The following is a 16,534-nucleotide window of genomic DNA, read 5'->3' on the forward strand; positions in this document are numbered from 1 at the left end:
CCGTACGGCCGACGCGTCGCGGCACCCGGATGCCGTGCCGGGCCATGGGGGCGGCACGGCACCCGTTCGGCGCGCCGTGCGGCACCGGGCCGGTGCTCCGCACCCGTGCGGGGTCCGGTGCCGGGCCGGTACCGCGTACGGCCGGCCGGCACCGCGTACCGGCCGGTGTCGCGGGCCCGGGGCCGCGGCGGCCGCGGGTTACAGGCGGCCGAGGACCTGGGTCAGCAGGGAGCCCATCCGGGCCGCCGAGTCGCGGCCGGCCTGGAGGACCTCCTCGTGGTTGAGCGGCTCACCGGTCATGCCCGCGGCCAGGTTGGTCACCAGGGAGATGCCGAGCACCTCGGCGCCCGCCTCACGGGCCGCGATGGCCTCCAGCACGGTCGACATGCCGACGAGGTCGGCGCCGATCACGCGGGCCATGCGGATCTCGGCCGGCGTCTCGTAGTGCGGGCCGGGGAACTGCGCGTAGACGCCCTCCTCCAGGGACGGGTCGACCTCCTTGCACAGCGCCCGCAGGCGCGGGGAGTACAGGTCGGTCAGGTCGACGAAGTTGGCGCCGACGATGGGGGAGGTGGCGGTGAGGTTGATGTGGTCGCTGATCAGCACCGGCCGGCCGGGGCGCATGCCCTCGCGCAGGCCGCCGCAGCCGTTGGTGAGCACCACGGTCTTGGCGCCGGCCGCGACGGCGGTGCGCACTCCGTGGGCGACGGCGGCGACGCCGCGGCCCTCGTAGTAGTGGGTGCGGCCGAGGAAGACCAGGGCGCGCTTGTCGCCGACGGTGTACGAGCGGACCTTGCCGCCGTGGCCCTCGACCGCCGGCGGCGGGAACCCCGGCAGCTCGGTGACCTGGAACTCGGCGTCGGGCTCGCCCAGTGCGTCCACGGCCGGTGCCCAGCCGGAGCCCATCACGAGGGCGACGTCGTGGGACTCGGCGCCGGTCAGTTCGCGCAGGCGCGCGGCGGCGGCGTCGGCGGCGGCGTACGGGTCGCCCTGGATGTCGTCCGGAAGGAGAGATGCGTTCACGCTGACGAGAGTAGCCGGTCATCGCCTACGCGCGTAGATGAGAGAGGTCACGGGATGGCGATCGTTGTCTTGTCGTTTCCGACGAAAGGGCGCGCCCGGGGAGCGGGGGCGCTGCGCGTCGGTGACGGGGATGTCCTTGCCGTCGGAGACCTTGCCGTCGGAGACCTCGACGTCGAAGACTTCGCCGTCGAAGACCAGCGGTCGGCCCCGGCTGACGGTGTACTCGACGAGGACGCTCCGCGTCAGGCGGATCGTGCGGCCGTCGCCGGTGGAGCTTCTGGGCCGTGACACGGAGAACGTCCCGGGTCCAGGAGCCGAGCCCGTTCAGCAGGGACGCTTCCGCAGCTCCATCACGTAGTCGTGGGGCGCCCCCGCCGACTCCGCCGCGTCGGCGATCTCGCCGAGGTAGCGCGCCGACGGCAGGCCGCCCTCGTAGCCGTTGAGGACGTACGTCCAGGCCGGTTCCTCGCCGTCCAGGGTGTGCACCCGCACCCGCGTCCGCCGGTAGACGCCCAGACCCACGCCCTCCCAGCGGTCCAGGGAGTCCTCGTCCGAGGGGGCGATGTCGTACAGCGCGACGAACACCTGCGCGCCCGGTTCCTCGGTGAGCATCGCCAGGGCGCCCTCCCAGCCCAGCTGCTCGCCCCCGAAGGCCAGCCGCCACCCGTTCAGCCAGCCGGTGGCGCGCAGCGGCGAGTGCGGGGCGCGGCGGGTCATCAGCCGCGCGTCGAGGTTTCCCGCGTAGGCGGCGTAGAGCGACATGGGGAGAGGGTACGGCAGCCGCACCACGTGTCACCGCCGCCCTCACGCGTCCCTCTCCGTCACCGGGCCACCCCTCCGGGTGACGGCTGTCCGGCCGTCGTGTCACGGACGTGCCACGCCGGACCCCCCGGGCGGTGCCGCCTCGAAGGTGCGGGACAATGGAGTACGTGACTCGGATCGTGATCATCGGTGGCGGACCCGGCGGATACGAAGCAGCCCTGGTGGCGGCTCAGCTCGGTGCGGAGGTGACCGTCGTCGACTGCGACGGCCTGGGCGGGGCGTCGGTGCTGACCGACTGCGTCCCGTCGAAGACCCTTATCGCCACGGCCGAGGTGATGACCACCTTCGACTCCTCCTACGAGGAGCTCGGCATCATCGTCGCCGACGACACCCCGTACGTCGACACCCCCGCCCGGGTGGTCGGGGTGGACCTCGGCAAGGTCAACCGGCGGGTGAAGCGGCTGGCGCTCGCGCAGTCGCACGACATCACCGCCGCCGTCACCCGGGCGGGCGCGCGGGTGCTGCGCGGCCGGGGCCGGCTGGACGGCGTGCAGGCCCTCGGCGGCTCCCGCAAGGTCGTCGTGACGGCGGCCGACGGCTCGGAGGAGACCCTCGTGGCCGACGCCGTGCTCATCGCGACCGGCGGCCACCCGCGCGAGCTGCCCGACGCCCAGCCGGACGGCGAGCGCATCCTGAACTGGACGCAGGTCTACGACCTCACCGAGCTCCCCGAGGAGCTCATCGTGGTGGGCTCCGGCGTCACCGGCGCCGAGTTCGCCGGCGCCTACCAGGCGCTCGGCTCCCGCGTGACGCTGGTCTCCTCGCGGGACCGCGTGCTGCCGGGCGAGGACCCGGACGCCGCCGCCGTGCTGGAGGACGTCTTCCGCCGTCGCGGCATGAACGTCATGGCGCGCTCCCGCGCCCAGTCCGCCAAGCGGGTCGGCGACCGGGTCGAGGTCACCCTCTCCGACGGCCGCGTCATCAGCGGCTCGCACTGCCTCATGGCGGTCGGCGCCATCCCCAACACCGCGGGCATGGGCCTGGAGGAGGCCGGGGTCAGGCTCAAGGACACCGGGCACATCTGGACCGACAAGGTCTCCCGCACCACCGCTCCGGGCGTGTACGCGGCCGGCGACGTGACCGGCGTCTTCGCGCTGGCCTCCGTCGCCGCCATGCAGGGCCGCATCGCCATGTACCACTTCCTCGGCGACGCGGTGACCCCGCTCAACCTCAAGACGGTGTCCTCGAACGTCTTCACCGACCCCGAGATCGCCACCGTCGGCTACACCCAGGCCGACGTCGACGCGGGCAAGATCGAGGCCCGGGTCGTCAAGCTGCCGCTGCTGCGCAACCCGCGCGCGAAGATGCAGGGCATCCGCGACGGCTTCGTCAAGATCTTCTGCCGGCCGGGCACCGGCATCGTGGTCGGCGGTGTGGTCGTCGCGCCGCGCGCCTCGGAACTCATCCACCCCATCTCGATCGCCGTCGACAACAATCTGACGGTCGAACAGATCGCGAACGCGTTCACCGTGTACCCGTCCCTGTCCGGTTCGATCGCCGAGGTGGCGCGGCAGCTGCACACCCGCAAGGCCACCGGCCAGGCCACCGGAGAGGCCTGACCTGCCGCCGCGACCGGAACCCGGCTCTCCCTCCCGGCACGGGGGTGCCGGGTCCCGCGGGGACGGGAGTGACGGGGGTTCGCCCCGTATACCACCTCCTGCCACCCGCTGCGAACAACTTCTGTTATTCGGCGCAAACTGCTGAAAGCAGACGGTCGTTGGGGTTACTGTCAGTTTCGTGTTCGCTGCAGAACGTCGCCAATTGATCCTCGAAATGGTGCGTGCCAACGGAGCCGTGTCGCTCCGTGAGCTCGCCCGCGTCGTCCAGACCTCCGAAGTGACCGTACGGCGGGACGTGCGCGCGCTGGAGGCAGAAGGACTCCTCGACCGCCGGCACGGCGGTGCGGTCCTGCCGGGCGGATTCACACGTGAGTCCGGTTTTCCGCAGAAGTCGCATCTCGCCACCGCCGAGAAGACGGTCATCGCCGACCTCGCCGCGAACCTCGTCGAGGAGGGCGAGGCCGTCGTGGTCGGGGCCGGAACCACCACCCAGGAGCTGGCCCGCCGGCTCGCCCGCATCCCCGGGCTGACGGTCGTCACCAACTCCCTGCTCGTCGCCCAGGCCCTCGCCCACGCCAACCGCGTGGAGGTCGTCATGACCGGAGGCACCCTGCGCGGCTCCAACTACGCCCTCGTCGGCTCCGGCGCCGAGCAGTCCCTGCAGGGGCTGCGGGTGTCCCGGGCGTTCCTGTCCGGCAGCGGTCTCACCGCCGAACGCGGACTGTCCACGTCCAACATGCTCTCCGCGTCCGTCGACCGGGCCCTGGTGCAGGCCGCCGCGGAGGTCGTGGTCCTCGCCGATCACACCAAGCTGGGCACGGACACCATGTTCCAGACCGTGCCGACGGACGTGATCACCCGGCTCGTCACCGACGAACCGCCCGCCCACGACGACCGGGCGGGCACCGAGCTCCAGGCCCTCGCCGACCAGGGCGTCCAGATCACCGTGGCCGGGGCCCCGGGAAACGCCCCGGGGGGCACGGCGGGAACGGGCCCGGGCGGTGACGCCGCCGCGGCGCGCCAGCCGCGCCGCGACGTCCCGCTGCCGGCTCCCCGCCGCGGCGCCCCCGGAACGGCCTCCCTGCGTGCCTCGTCCGTGCTCACCGACCCGCCCACCGGTGGCGGGGCGGAGCGGGCCGCCCGCGTGGCGGACATGCGGCGCCGCTGAGCCGGGCGGCACCCGCCGGGCACGAGGGCGGGGCTCCGCCCGTGCGGCCGCTTCGGCGCCCGGCGCCGAAGCCCGGACGCCGCTGCCGGCGAGAGTGCCGACCAGGGTGCCGGGGTGCCGGGGTGCCGGGCGACGGTGCCCGGGGGCGCCCGGGGGTGTGTGCCGCGCCGGGCGGCCCGGGCCGTACGCCCGGCCGCCGGGCTCAGAGGACGGGGCGTTCGGCCCGTGTGCCGCGCCCGGCCCACGCACGTCGGCGGGACCGGGCGGCCGTGCGGTGCCCCGCACCCGTCGCGGCGGGTACGGGGGCACCAGCGGATCCCGGGGTCAGTCCTTGATCTCGCAGATCGGCGAGCCGGAGGTGATGGACGCGCCGACCTCCGCGCTCAGGCCCTTGACCGTGCCCGACTTGTGGGCGTTGAGGGGCTGCTCCATCTTCATGGCCTCCAGGACGACGACCAGGTCGCCTTCCTTGACCTCCTGGCCCTCCTCCACGGCGATCTTCACGATGGTGCCCTGCATCGGGGAGGCGAGGCTGTCGCCGGAGGCGACGGGGCCGGACTTCTTCGCCGCGCGGCGCTTGGGCTTGGCGCCGGCCGCCAGTCCGGTGCGGGCCAGCGACATGCCCAGCGAGGACGGCAGCGAGACCTCCAGCCGCTTGCCGCCGACCTCGACGACGACCGTCTCCCGGCCCGGCTCCTCGTCGGTGTCGGTGTCGGCGGGAGCGGTGAAGGGCTTGATCTCGTTGACGAACTCGGTCTCGATCCAGCGGGTGAAGACCGTGAACGGGGCGTCGGAGCCGGTCAGCTCCGGTGCGAACGCCGGGTCCCGCACCACCGCGCGGTGGAACGGGACGGCCGTCGCCATGCCCTCCACCCGGAACTCCTCCAGCGCCCGTGCCGCCCTCTGCAGGGCCTGCTCGCGGGTGGCGCCCGAGACGATCAGCTTGGCCAGCAGCGAGTCCCAGGCCGGGCCGATCACCGAACCGGCCTCGACGCCGGCGTCCAGCCGCACGCCCGGCCCGGACGGCGGGGAGAACACGGTGACGGTGCCCGGTGCCGGAAGGAAGCCCCGGCCCGGGTCCTCGCCGTTGATACGGAACTCGAAGGAGTGACCGCGTACGACCGGGTCGTCGTAGCCCAGCTCCTCGCCGTCGGCGATGCGGAACATCTCGCGGACCAGGTCGATGCCGGTGACCTCCTCGGTGACCGGGTGCTCGACCTGCAGGCGGGTGTTGACCTCCAGGAAGGAGATCGTGCCGTCGGTGCCGACGAGGAACTCCACGGTGCCGGCGCCGACGTAGCCGGCCTCCTTGAGGATGGCCTTCGACGCCCGGTACAGCTCGGCGTTCTGTTCGGCGCTGAGGAACGGGGCCGGGGCCTCCTCCACCAGCTTCTGGTGGCGGCGCTGGAGGGAGCAGTCACGGGTGGAGACCACGACCACGTTGCCGTGCCGGTCGGCCAGGCACTGGGTCTCGACGTGCCGGGGCTTGTCCAGGTAGCGCTCCACGAAGCACTCGCCGCGGCCGAAGGCGGCGACCGCCTCGCGCACCGCGGAGTCGTAGAGCTCGGGGACCTCTTCGAGGGTGCGGGCGACCTTCAGGCCGCGGCCGCCGCCGCCGAAGGCGGCCTTGATCGCGATCGGCAGACCGTGTTCCTCGGCGAACGCGACGACCTCGTCGGCGCCGCTGACCGGGTCCGGCGTGCCGGCGACCAGCGGGGCGCCCGCGCGCTGGGCGATGTGGCGTGCGGCCACCTTGTCGCCGAGGTCGCGGATCGCCTGCGGCGGCGGGCCGATCCAGATCAGGCCGGCGTCCAGGACGGCCTGGGCGAACTCGGCGTTCTCCGAGAGGAAGCCGTAGCCGGGGTGGACGGCGTCCGCGCCGGACTCGCGGGCCGCGTTCAGGACCTTCTGGATGTCCAGGTAGCTGGTCGCCGGGGTGTCACCGCCCAGGGCGAACGCCTCATCCGCCGCGCGGACATGCAGAGCGTCCCGGTCCGGGTCGGCGTACACGGCCACGCTGCCGATCCCCGCGTCCCGGCATGCACGGGCCACGCGGACAGCGATTTCGCCACGGTTGGCGATGAGCACCTTGCGCACGATTGAGGCTCCCTCCTTGAAACAAGCCGAGTTTAGGGACTGCCGACACGACAGTTCGACCCGTCCCCAATGGTGAGCTTGCCCACACGGAGCGTGATTCGAGGCTTGCTCGACCCGCGAAATCCCTTGTCGCGCACGGATGCGCAGGACTCCTTCGGGAAACCCTAGCCGTCCGCCCCGGTCAGGGTCTCTGTGAGAGCGCGCCGCGCCGCCCCCGGATTCTTTGTCGAGTCCCTACGAACGGCCCAACGAATCTTTGCCGGTCGCAGAACTCTTGTCCGAAGGTTTACCCATGAGTAGCGTTCGCGATGACTCGACCGTACTCGAGATGCCCGGTGTGTTCGGTGTGTTCGGCGTACTCGGCGTACTCGGCGTACTCGGCGTACTCGGCGTAGTCGAGGTCTCCGCCCGGGCGGACCGGGCGGCTCGCGAACGGCGGAAGAGGGTGGGGACCCGTGATGCGCAGACCGGTGGCCTGGCTGTTGGCGGTCGTCCTGTTCGCCGAGGGCTTCGGCGTGGCCGCCGTCAACTGGTTCCTGGGGGTCGTCGTCGAACGCCAGAACATGTCCCTGGCGGGCCTCGACCCGGACGCGATGGCCCTGTCGTCCAAGATCGGCGGAGTCGTCTTCGGCCTGTACTTCCTGCTGTGCGCCTACGTCGCCCTGCTCGTCGCCCTCCGCGACCGGGCGCCCGCCGGCTTCGGCCGCCTCACGCTGATCAGTGCGGCCGTGGTGCACGGGCTGCTGGCCGCGCTGACGTGGAGCCTGATAGGGCCGGGCGCGTTCGGCTGCCTGGCCGTCGTACTGGCGCTGCTGGTGCTGCTGCTGATGACGTACGACCGCCCCGACGCGCAGCCGGAGCCCGGCGCGAATCCGCCCGCAGGCCCGGCACCCGGGCACCGCGCTCCCGGGGGCGAGGGTCCGGACCGCGAGGGGCCGGGTCACACGGCTCCGGGCACTCCGGCTCCGGGCACTCCGGCTCCGGGTGCTCCGGCCCCGCGCAAGGACGCCCCGCCCGCCCCGCCGGCGAACGGGGACGTGCCTCCGCACTCGGCCGGGGCCGTGAGCGGGCCCGTGCCCGCCGGCCGCCGCGACCGGAGAGGGGCGCCGGGCCTCGCGGGCTGCTGAACCGTTCCGGGCGCGGAACGGGGGGACCGTACCGGCCGGGCCGGGTGCCGGTGCCCGGCACCGGCGGTGCGGGCGGCGCGGGCGGCGCGGTTGACGGGTGCGGTGCGCGGTGTCCGGCGGACCTTCGCGGTCAGGTCCACAGGTCGGTGATGGAGACGTCCAGGCGGCCCAGGAGGCGGCGGACCAGGGGCAGGCTGATGCCGATCACGTTGCCGTGGTCGCCGTCGATGCCGTCGATGAAGGGGGCGGACCTGCCGTCCAGGGTGAAGGCGCCCGCGACGTGCAGGGGCTCCCCGGACGCCACGTACGCGGCGACCTCGTCGTCGGTGGGCTCGCCGAAGCGGACCACGGTGGAGGCGGTCGCCGAGGCGTACCGGCCGGCCGCCGTGTCCCACACGCAGTGCCCGGTCTGGAGGACGCCGGCGCGCCCCCGCATCGCCTTCCAGCGGGCGGTGGCCTCCTCGGCGTCGGCCGGCTTGCCGAGGGCCCGCCCGTCCAGCTCCAGCACCGAGTCGCAGCCGATCACCAGCGCTCCCTGCACGTCGGGCCGGGCCGCCACCACGGAGGCCTTGGCCTCGGCGAGGGCGAGGGCCAGCTCGGCCGGGGTCGGGGCGGTCACGGCGTCCTCGTCGACGCCGCTCACGATCACCTCGGGGGCGAGACCGGCCTGGCGGAGCAGGCCGAGCCGGGCGGGGGACCGGGAGGCGAGGACGAGCCGTCGGCGGGGCTTTGCTGTCATGCCGTCAGCGTATCGGCGCGACCCCCGCCCGGCCCGCCCCGGCCCCCACACGGCTCACCGCCGTCCCGCCCGGCCCGCCTCGGGCACGCCCGCCCGCGGACCCCGCCGGGGCACGACGGGCGACCTCGCCGCAGGCCGCTGCGGCGACCTCTCCGGGACCTCACCGCAGACCGATGGCCACCATCGCCAGGACCATGGCGACCGCCATGAGGATCCCGAGCCGCCGCAGCATGTTCTGCATCTCGCGGAGTTCTTCCGGCGGCTCGTCGTCGGGGTCGGACCACAGCATGTCACCAGCGTGGGGCCGGGCCGGGGAAGGCACCTGAGTACGCGTACTCAAGTCGGACGTCCGGTTCCGCCCGGCCCGGCCACCGGCTCTGCCGCGCCGCCGGGCGGCGGACGCCGACGTGGTTCCCCGCGCCCCTCAGGGCGCTGCCCGACCGCGGCGGGCAGCGCCGGGGCCGGTCAGGCCGGCCAGAAGGATCTCGCCCACGCCGTTCCGCCCGGCTGCGGCAGGCGGCGCAGCGCGATGCGGGACGGGTCGGACCATGCGGCCCGGGGAGCCTGGGGGCCCGGCGCCGCTGCGTCCGCCGCGACGGCGCGTGCCCGGACCACCGCGAGGGCGGCGGCCAGTTCCTCCGGTGTCGGGTTGCCCCGTACGACCTTGATCGTCACAGCGGCGCTCCTTCGCGGCCTCAGAGGGGGATGTTGCCGTGCTTCCTGGGCGGCAGGGACTCGCGTTTGGTGCGCAGCTGGCGCAGGCCGCGCACGATGTGACGGCGGGTGTCGGACGGGGTGATCACGGCGTCGACGTAGCCGCGTTCGGCCGCCACGTAGGGGTTGAGGAGGGTGTCCTCGTACTCCTGGATCAGCCGGGCGCGCACCGCTTCGAGGTCCTCGCCCATCGCCTCCGCCTCGGCGAGGGTGCGCCGGTGCAGGATGTTGACCGCGCCCTGGGCGCCCATGACCGCGATCTGCGCGGTCGGCCAGGCCAGGTTGAGGTCCGCGCCGAGGTGCTTGGAGCCCATGACGTCGTAGGCGCCGCCGAAGGCCTTGCGGGTGATGACCGTGATGAGCGGGACGGTCGCCTCGGCGTAGGCGTAGATGAGCTTGGCACCGCGCCGGATGATGCCGTCGTGCTCCTGGTCCACCCCGGGCAGGAAGCCGGGCACGTCCACGAAGGTCAGCACCGGGATGTTGAACGCGTCGCAGGTGCGCACGAAGCGGGCGGCCTTCTCGGAGGCGGTGATGTCCAGGCAGCCGGCGAACTGCATCGGCTGGTTGGCGACCACGCCCACCGGGTGGCCCTCGACCCGGCCGAAACCGGTGAGGATGTTCGGCGCGAACAGCGGCTGCGTCTCGAAGAACTCCGCGTCGTCCAGGACGTGCTCGACGACCGTGTGCATGTCGTAGGGCTGGTTCGCGGAGTCCGGGACGATGCCGTCCAGCTCCCGGTCCCCCTCCCCGACGGCGAGATCGGCCTCCTCGGGGAAGGCCGGCGGCTCGGAGAGGTTGTTCGACGGCAGGTACGACAGCAGCTGCTTGACGTACTCGATGGCGTCCTTCTCGTCGCCGGCCATGTGATGGGCCACGCCCGACACGGAGTTGTGGGTGCGCGCCCCGCCCAGCTCCTCGAAGCCGACGTCCTCGCCGGTGACGGTCTTGATGACGTCGGGCCCGGTGATGAACATGTGGCTGGTCCGGTCGACCATGACGGTGAAGTCGGTGATGGCGGGCGAGTACACCGCGCCGCCCGCGCACGGGCCGACCACCAGGCTGATCTGCGGGATCACCCCGGAGGCGTGGGTGTTGCGGCGGAAGATCTCGCCGTAGGCGCCCAGCGAGGCCACCCCCTCCTGGATGCGGGCGCCGCCGGAGTCGTTGATGCCGACGACGGGGCAGCCCGTCTTCAGCGCGAAGTCCATCACCTTCACGATCTTCTGGCCGTACACCTCGCCGAGCGCGCCGCCGAAGACGGTGAAGTCCTGCGAGAACACCGCGACCGGGCGGCCGTCGACCGTGCCGTAGCCGGTGACCACACCGTCTCCGTAGGGGCGGTTGGCGTCCAGGCCGAAGTCCACGGAGCGGTGCCGGGCGAACTCGTCCAGCTCGACGAAGGACCCCTCGTCCATCAGCAGCCCGATGCGCTCACGCGCCGTCAGCTTGCCCTTCGCGTGCTGCTTCTCCACGGCGCGTGCGGAGCCGGCGTGTGTCGCCTCCTGGATGCGCCGCTCGAGATCCGCGAGCTTGCCCGCGGTCGTGTGAAGGTCGATCTCTTCCGGCTCGGACATCGGGACGCGGCTCCCTGCCTGCTCAAACGGGGGGACGATGACTCAGGTGACTCAGGTGACTCATGCGTAGCGTAGTGGCGGGCCCGACGGCGAGCACTGCGGCGTACACCACACCTAGGGTGACTTGCATGACGTCGCACGATGACTCAGACGACCGCTGGACCGACCTCGACCGGCCGCCGCTGGGCGGCGCCTCCCTGCGCCGGGGGCTGGTCCGCGAGGGCGGCCTGTACCGCGAGGTGGAGGTGGTGCACGCCACCGGCTCCACCAACTCCGACCTGGTGGCCCGCGCCGTCGCGGGCACGGCGCGGGAGGGTTGCGTCCTCGTCGCCGAGGAGCAGACCGCCGGGCGCGGCCGCCTGGACCGGCAGTGGACCGCTCCGCCCCGCTCCGGCCTGTTCTTCTCCGTGCTGCTGCGGCCCGCAGAGGTGCCCGTGGACCGCTGGGGCTGGCTGCCGCTGCTGACCGGAGTCGCCGTGGCGACCGGCCTGTCCCGGGCGGCCGGGGTGGACACGGCACTCAAGTGGCCCAACGACCTGCTGGTGACCGTGGGCGGCGAGGAACGCAAGGCGGGCGGCATCCTCGCCGAGCGGGCCGGGGCGGACATGGTCGTCGTCGGGGTGGGCGTCAACGTCTCCCTCCGCGAGGACGAACTCCCCGTCCCGCAGGCCGGATCACTGGCCCTGGCCGGAGCCGCCGGCACCGACCGCGACCCGCTGCTGCGGGCCGTGCTGCGCTCCCTGGAGGACTGGTACGGCCGCTGGCGCGCGGCAGGCGGCGACCCCGCCGCGTCCGGGCTCCAGGAGACGTACGCCGCCGGATGCGCGACGCTGGGCAGAAGCGTGCGGGCGGAACTTCCGGGAGACCGCTCGGTCGTCGGGGAGGCCGTGGCCGTCGACGGGGACGGCCGGCTGGTGCTGGCCACCCGGGAGGGAGTGCGCGAGCCCATCGGCGCCGGCGACATCGTGCACCTGCGGCCGGCCTGACGGGTCCGGCCTGACGGCCCCGCGAGGCGCGACGGAGACCGGCCGGGTCCGCGGGGCGCGGGGGCGCCGTGTCAGCGGGGGCCGGTCCCCCGCAGGGAGCGGCGGCACCCTCCCGTCCCGCTCCCGCCCGGCGGAGCACCGCCCCCGACCGGCGGAGCATCGCTCCCACCTGGCGGAGCACTGCCCCCGACCGGCGGAGCACCGCCCCCGACCGGCTCACCTGGCGGAGTGAGGTGGCCCACACCTGCCGTACAGTTGAGGCCGGTCGATACCTGACCGCGGCAGATCGGAAGGGCAGCAGGCGTGACCGTCGACGACACCGGCTCCGGCATGGGTCGTACCCCAGCGCCCGACGGCACCGACACCGGTGAGGACCCGCTCGCGCTCCGTCTCGAACAGCTCATCCTCGGCGCCGAGCGGCGCTACACCCCGTTCCAGGCGGCCCGCAGCGCCGGTGTCTCCATGGAGCTGGCGTCCCGGTTCTGGCGGGCCATGGGCTTCGCCGACATCGGCCAGGCCAAGGCGCTCACCGAGGCCGACGTGCTCGCCCTGCGCCGCCTCGCCGGCCTGGTCGAGGCGGGGCTGCTCAGCGAGGCCATGGCCGTACAGGTGGCCCGTTCCACCGGGCAGACCACCAACCGGCTCGCCGAGTGGCAGATCGACTCCTTCCTGGAGGGCCTGACCGAGCCGCCCGAGCCGGGCATGACCCGCACCGAGGTCACCTACCCCCTGGTCGAGCTGCTGCTGCCGGAACTGGAGGAGTTCCTCGTCTACGTCTGGCGCCGCCAGCTCGCCGCCGCGACGGGGCGGGTCGTGCAGGCCGCCGACGACGAGGAGATGGTCGACCGCCGCCTCGCCGTCGGCTTCGCCGACCTGGTCGGCTTCACCCGCCTCACCCGTCGTCTGGAGGAGGAGGAACTCGGCGAGCTCGTCGAGGCCTTCGAGACCACCGCCGCGGACCTGGTCGCCGCACGCGGCGGGCGACTGGTCAAGACCCTCGGCGACGAGGTGCTCTACGCCGCCGACGACGCCGGCACGGCCGCGGAGATCGCGCTGCGCCTCATCGAGACGATGGCCAACGACGAGACGATGCCGGAGGTGCGTGTCGGCATCGCCTTCGGCACGGTCACCACCCGGATGGGCGACGTCTTCGGCACCACGGTCAACCTGGCCTCCCGGCTCACCTCGATAGCGCCCCGTGACGCCGTCCTCGTCGACAGCGCCCTGGCCGAGGAGCTCGTCCGTACCGGCGAGGCGCCCGCCTCCGAGGCCCTGGCCGCGGAGGTGGCGGCCGCGGCGGAGAAGGAGGGCGAGGAAGCACCCGACTACCGCTTCGCCCTCCAGCCGATGTGGCAGCGCCCGGTGCGCGGCCTCGGCGTCGTCGAGCCGTGGCTGCTGAACCGCCGCGAGGAGGCGCCGTAGCGCCTGGGAGGGAACCGCGGCGCCCCCGGGCGGGAACCGCGGCGCCCCCGGGCGGGCGACGCCCGCGGAAGGCGGGGTCAGCCGCCGAACAGGCACAGTCCGATGAACGGGACGCACAGGCCCGGGTGCGGCGTCGCGGTCGGCTCGGGGGCCGGCTGAGCGGGCGTCGGGGACGGGGCGGGCCGGGCCGTGCGGGCCGGGCCCGGGGCGGGCGTTCCGGTGCCCGGGTCCGGCGCGGCCGGGGCTGCCGTGCCGCCGGGCTGTGTGCCGCCGGGCTGCCGGGGGATGCCGGTGTCGGTCGGCGCGAGCGGGGCGGGCGGAGCCGTCCGGGTCACTCCGCCCGGCGGGCGGACCGCGCCCGGCCGGGGCGCGGTCCCGCTCGCGCCCGGCACCGGGATCAGGGCCGGGACCGGGGCGGGCGCCGGAGGAGCCGGGCTCGCGCTGCGCGGCGCGGGTGCCCCGACGAGCGGGGCGGACGCCGAGGGGTTCGCCCGCGGGGCGTCGGGGACGGTGGCGCCGGCGTGGGTCGACCGGTCGGCACCGCGGTGCGGGAGCGGCCACGGCTCGGCCTCCGCCGTCCCGGGCCCGCCCAGCCCCGGCCCCGGCGCGAGCCGCAGGAGGCTCAGCGCCCCGGCCGCCAGCACCAGGCAGCCGCCCGCGGCGAACAGCACCTTGCGGGGCCGGGGCCTGCGGTGCCTGCCGCGCAGCCGCCGCCGGGCGAACGCCGCCGGCCGCGGGAGGTCCGCGAGGCCGGGACCCCTGACCGTCTCCTCGACGGTGGTGCCGGTTGCTGCGGTTGCGCCGTTCCCGGTGGTCCCGGTGGTCCCGGTGGTCCCGCCGTTCCCGGTGGTCCCGGTGGCGCGGGTGGTCGTCGTGCCTCTGGCGGTGGTGCTGCCGTACGTCGTCATCGTGGATCCCTCCCCGCCGCGCGCCCCCGGGGCGCGTGGCGCAGGCACGCTACGGGCTCGGGCGGGTGCGGGGGCGCGGCTTCGGCGGCATGTCACTCGAACGGGGTGTCGGGGGGTGACGCGCGGCGGGAGCCGGGACCGGCGTCCGGTCCGCGCGCGGCGCTTCGGCCGGCCGGCCGGCTCTTTCCCCGGACGGAGCGGGCTGCGATGATCGGGGCGTCGTTGTTAACCCGCGTTAACCGGAGGGTGCTGTGAGCGAGGAGCGGTTCGGGGAGTTCGTGGCCGTACGGCGGCACGGGGACGGGGGGCATGTGGCCGAGCTGGCCCTCGACCGGCCCAAGGCCATGAACGCCGTGTCCACCGGGATGGCCCGCTCCCTCGCCGGGGCCTGCGCGGCCCTGGGCGCGGACCGGGACGTGCGCGCGGTCGTGCTGACCTCCACCCACGAGCGCGCCTTCTGCGTCGGTGCCGACCTCAAGGAGCGCAACTCCTTCACCGACGCCGAGCTGGTCCGCCAGCGCCCGGTGGCCCGCGGGGCCTACACCGGCGTGCTGGAGCTGCCGGTGCCGACGGTCGCCGCGGTGCACGGCTTCGCCCTCGGCGGCGGCTTCGAGCTGGCCCTGTCCTGCGACGTGATCGTGGCGGACCGTACGGCGGTCGTGGGGCTGCCCGAGGTGTCCGTCGGCGTCCTCCCCGGCGGCGGCGGTACGCAACTGCTGCCGCGCCGCGTCGGCGCCGCCCGAGCCGCCGAGCTGATCTTCACCGCCCGCCGGGTGGAGGCCGCCGAGGCGCACGCCCTGGGCCTGGTGGACGAGCTGGTGGACGAGGGCCGGGACCGTGCGGCGGGGCTCGCCCTGGCGGCCCGGATCGCGGCCAACTCCCCCGTGGGCCTGCGCGCCGCCAAGCGGGCCCTGCGGCTCGGGCACGGTCTGGACCTCGCGGCCGGCCTGGAGGTGGAGGACGCGGCCTGGCGTTCGGTCGCCTTCTCCGGGGACCGCGCGGAGGGCGTGCGGGCCTTCAACGAGAAGCGCACCCCGGTGTGGCCGGGGGAGTGAGCGGCCTTCTCCCACCTGTTCGCCACGTAAACCGTCCCATCTCGCCCAGATGCTCCCTAACCTGGAGTAATGGGTGATGATGAGCGGCTGTCCGCCGTGGTCGCGCTGGCGCAGGGCATGGCGGCGGCACACGCCCCGCGCGAGTCCTGGCGGGCCGCCGCCCAGGGCGCCCGCCGCGCGCTGGACGGCAGCTTCGCGGCGCTGTCCGCCTGGGAGCGGGAACGCGGCAGGCTGCGGGTCCTGGTCAATGTGGGGGACCGGGTGGCGGACGAGCGGGAGTTCCCCGACGACGAGACCTATCCCGTGCACCAGTTCCCGGAGATCACCGAGTTCCTGCACGAGCGCTGGGCGGGCGGCGGCGGCCCCAACGCCTGGGTGGAGACCGCGGACGGCCCCGCCGCCGGCCGCCCCGGCTATGTGCACCAGCGTGTCGCCGCCCTGCGCCGCCGCGGCCGCGGCAGCTGCGTCGTCGCCCCGGTGATGCTGCACGGCCGGGCCTGGGGCGAGCTCTACGTGGCCCGTCCCTCGGGGGCGCCGGTGTTCGAGTCGGCCGACGCCGAGTTCGCCACCGTGCTCGCCGCTGTCGTCGCCGCCGGCCTCGCCCAGACCGAGCGGCTGGAGGAGGCCCGCCGGCTGGCCTTCACCGACGCGCTCACCGGACTCGCCAACCGCCGGGCCGTCGACATGCGCCTGGACGAGGCGGTCGAGCGGTATCGCGCGGACGGCACGGTGGTCAGCCTCGTCGTCTGCGACCTCAACGGGCTCAAGCAGGTCAACGACACCCAGGGCCACGCCGTCGGCGACCGTCTGCTGGAACGGTTCGGCTCGGTGCTGTCGCTGTGCGGCGCGATGCTGCCCGGCGCGCTGGCCGCACGGCTCGGCGGCGACGAGTTCTGCCTGGTGGCGGTCGGCCCGCCGGCGGACGACGTGGTGAAGGCCGCCGACGAGCTGTGCCGCCGGGCGGCCGAGCTGGAACTGGGCGAGGGCGTCGCCTGCGGGGTGGCGTCCACCGAGGACCCGATCGGCCCGGTCCGCTCCGCGCGCCGCCTGTTCCGGCTGGCGGACGCCGCCCAGTACCGTGCCAAGGCGGTACGTGCGGCCCGGCCCGTGGTGGCCGGCCGGCAGGGGCCCGACGACCCGGTCGTCCGCCTCGCCGACGAGCCCTCGCACCGGGCCGGAGCCGAACGCCGCAGCTTCCGCGGCCGCGGCTGAGGCGGGCAGTCTGCCGGTGCCGGTGCCGGTGCGGGTGCGGGTGCGGGACCGCGTGGCCGCCCGGGAGTCCGGCCGGGAGGGCGGCCGGCGGAGCCCGGTCCGGCCAAGGCCCCGCGTGGCCAAGG

The 16,534-nt window shown here is 74.5% G+C and carries 15 protein-coding genes and 1 pseudogene; 7 read left to right on the plus strand and 9 right to left on the minus strand.

The annotated features are described in order from the left end of the window. Positions 1-198: 198 nt before the first annotated feature. The 3 genes from AC5K6T_RS01935 to AC5K6T_RS01945 are packed head-to-tail and all read right to left on the minus strand — an operon-like array spanning position 199 to position 1,785. A complete protein-coding gene (locus AC5K6T_RS01935; protein ID WP_493205036.1) occupies positions 199-1,023 on the minus strand; it encodes a purine-nucleoside phosphorylase in 825 nt (274 codons plus the stop codon). Positions 1,024-1,041: 18 nt separating this feature from the next. Further along, positions 1,042-1,314 carry a hypothetical protein gene (locus AC5K6T_RS01940; protein WP_493205037.1) on the minus strand — a complete coding sequence of 91 codons (273 nt, stop codon included), beginning with the start codon at positions 1,312-1,314 and terminating at the stop codon, positions 1,042-1,044. A gap of 33 nt (positions 1,315-1,347) precedes the next feature. Further along, positions 1,348-1,785 carry a gamma-glutamylcyclotransferase family protein gene (locus AC5K6T_RS01945; RefSeq protein WP_493205038.1) on the minus strand — a complete coding sequence of 146 codons (438 nt, stop codon included), beginning with the start codon at positions 1,783-1,785 and terminating at the stop codon, positions 1,348-1,350. A 158-nt stretch (positions 1,786-1,943) separates the two neighbouring features. Between AC5K6T_RS01945 and AC5K6T_RS01950 the strand changes: the two genes are divergently transcribed. Together AC5K6T_RS01950 and AC5K6T_RS01955 are read left to right on the plus strand one after the other, a co-directional pair. After that, positions 1,944-3,404 carry an NAD(P)H-quinone dehydrogenase gene (locus tag AC5K6T_RS01950; RefSeq protein WP_493205039.1) on the plus strand — a complete coding sequence of 487 codons (1,461 nt, stop codon included), beginning with the start codon at positions 1,944-1,946 and terminating at the stop codon, positions 3,402-3,404. A gap of 214 nt (positions 3,405-3,618) precedes the next feature. After that, on the plus strand, positions 3,619-4,572 hold the full coding sequence (locus tag AC5K6T_RS01955) for a DeoR/GlpR family DNA-binding transcription regulator (RefSeq protein ID WP_493207285.1): 954 nt from the start codon (positions 3,619-3,621) through the stop codon (positions 4,570-4,572). A gap of 324 nt (positions 4,573-4,896) precedes the next feature. Here AC5K6T_RS01955 and AC5K6T_RS01960 read toward each other — a convergent pair whose 3' ends face one another. After that, positions 4,897-6,669 (minus strand): acetyl/propionyl/methylcrotonyl-CoA carboxylase subunit alpha, encoded by a 1,773-nt coding sequence (locus tag AC5K6T_RS01960; RefSeq protein WP_493205040.1) that lies wholly within the window; start codon positions 6,667-6,669, stop codon positions 4,897-4,899. 458 nt (positions 6,670-7,127) lie between these two features. Between AC5K6T_RS01960 and AC5K6T_RS01965 the strand changes: the two are divergent. Further along, positions 7,128-7,646, plus strand: a pseudogene (locus tag AC5K6T_RS01965) (hypothetical protein); the annotation flags it as partial. A 280-nt stretch (positions 7,647-7,926) separates the two neighbouring features. On the opposite strand, the gene AC5K6T_RS01970 reads toward AC5K6T_RS01965, so the two are convergent. From AC5K6T_RS01970 to AC5K6T_RS01985, 4 genes are all read right to left on the minus strand, one after another. Then, on the minus strand, positions 7,927-8,535 hold the full coding sequence (locus AC5K6T_RS01970; protein ID WP_493205041.1) for a Maf family protein: 609 nt from the start codon (positions 8,533-8,535) through the stop codon (positions 7,927-7,929). Positions 8,536-8,695: 160 nt separating this feature from the next. Beyond that, the gene (mmpB, locus tag AC5K6T_RS01975) at positions 8,696-8,824 is read right to left on the minus strand and encodes a morphogenic membrane protein MmpB (RefSeq protein ID WP_493205043.1); all 129 of its coding nucleotides are present in this window, start codon (positions 8,822-8,824) and stop codon (positions 8,696-8,698) included. A 176-nt stretch (positions 8,825-9,000) separates the two neighbouring features. Further along, positions 9,001-9,210: an acyl-CoA carboxylase epsilon subunit gene (locus tag AC5K6T_RS01980; protein WP_493205045.1), complete on the minus strand. Its 210-nt coding sequence runs from the start codon at positions 9,208-9,210 to the stop codon at positions 9,001-9,003. 20 nt (positions 9,211-9,230) lie between these two features. After that, positions 9,231-10,826, minus strand: coding sequence for an acyl-CoA carboxylase subunit beta (locus AC5K6T_RS01985; protein ID WP_493205046.1), 1,596 nt, complete (start codon positions 10,824-10,826; stop codon positions 9,231-9,233). A 128-nt stretch (positions 10,827-10,954) separates the two neighbouring features. Here AC5K6T_RS01985 and AC5K6T_RS01990 point away from each other — a divergent pair, with 128 nt between their 5' ends. Next, entirely contained in the window at positions 10,955-11,812 is an 858-nt protein-coding gene (locus AC5K6T_RS01990) for a biotin--[acetyl-CoA-carboxylase] ligase (protein ID WP_493205047.1), read from the plus strand. 303 nt (positions 11,813-12,115) lie between these two features. Next, positions 12,116-13,234, plus strand: a complete 1,119-nt coding sequence (locus AC5K6T_RS01995) for an adenylate/guanylate cyclase domain-containing protein (protein WP_493205048.1) — start codon at positions 12,116-12,118, stop codon at positions 13,232-13,234. A gap of 77 nt (positions 13,235-13,311) precedes the next feature. On the opposite strand, the gene AC5K6T_RS02000 is transcribed toward AC5K6T_RS01995, so the two are convergent. Beyond that, on the minus strand, positions 13,312-14,142 hold the full coding sequence (locus tag AC5K6T_RS02000) for a hypothetical protein (RefSeq protein WP_493205049.1): 831 nt from the start codon (positions 14,140-14,142) through the stop codon (positions 13,312-13,314). Positions 14,143-14,393: 251 nt separating this feature from the next. Here AC5K6T_RS02000 and AC5K6T_RS02005 point away from each other — a divergent pair, with 251 nt between their 5' ends. Then, positions 14,394-15,197 carry an enoyl-CoA hydratase/isomerase family protein gene (locus AC5K6T_RS02005; RefSeq protein WP_493205050.1) on the plus strand — a complete coding sequence of 268 codons (804 nt, stop codon included), beginning with the start codon at positions 14,394-14,396 and terminating at the stop codon, positions 15,195-15,197. Between the two features lie 69 nt (positions 15,198-15,266). Continuing rightward, entirely contained in the window at positions 15,267-16,409 is a 1,143-nt protein-coding gene (locus AC5K6T_RS02010; RefSeq protein WP_493205051.1) for a GGDEF domain-containing protein, read from the plus strand. Positions 16,410-16,534: the final 125 nt, after the last annotated feature.

The organism is Streptomyces sp. B8-7 (assembly GCF_058833805.1).

Bases quoted from the DNA above. Each gene is read 5' to 3' on its own strand.
- AC5K6T_RS01945 (WP_493205038.1), bottom strand. From the start codon at position 1,785: ATGTCGCTCTACGCCGCCTACGCGGGAAACCTCGACGCGCGGCTGATG.
- AC5K6T_RS01950 (WP_493205039.1), top strand. From the start codon at position 1,944: ATGGAGTACGTGACTCGGATCGTGATCATCGGTGGCGGACCCGGCGGA.
- AC5K6T_RS01955 (WP_493207285.1), top strand. From the start codon at position 3,619: ATGGTGCGTGCCAACGGAGCCGTGTCGCTCCGTGAGCTCGCCCGCGTC.
- AC5K6T_RS01970 (WP_493205041.1), bottom strand. From the start codon at position 8,535: ATGACAGCAAAGCCCCGCCGACGGCTCGTCCTCGCCTCCCGGTCCCCC.
- mmpB (WP_493205043.1), bottom strand. From the start codon at position 8,824: ATGCTGTGGTCCGACCCCGACGACGAGCCGCCGGAAGAACTCCGCGAG.
- AC5K6T_RS01985 (WP_493205046.1), bottom strand. From the start codon at position 10,826: ATGTCCGAGCCGGAAGAGATCGACCTTCACACGACCGCGGGCAAGCTC.
- AC5K6T_RS01990 (WP_493205047.1), top strand. From the start codon at position 10,955: ATGACGTCGCACGATGACTCAGACGACCGCTGGACCGACCTCGACCGG.
- AC5K6T_RS02000 (WP_493205049.1), bottom strand. From the start codon at position 14,142: ATGACGACGTACGGCAGCACCACCGCCAGAGGCACGACGACCACCCGC.
- AC5K6T_RS02010 (WP_493205051.1), top strand. From the start codon at position 15,267: ATGGGTGATGATGAGCGGCTGTCCGCCGTGGTCGCGCTGGCGCAGGGC.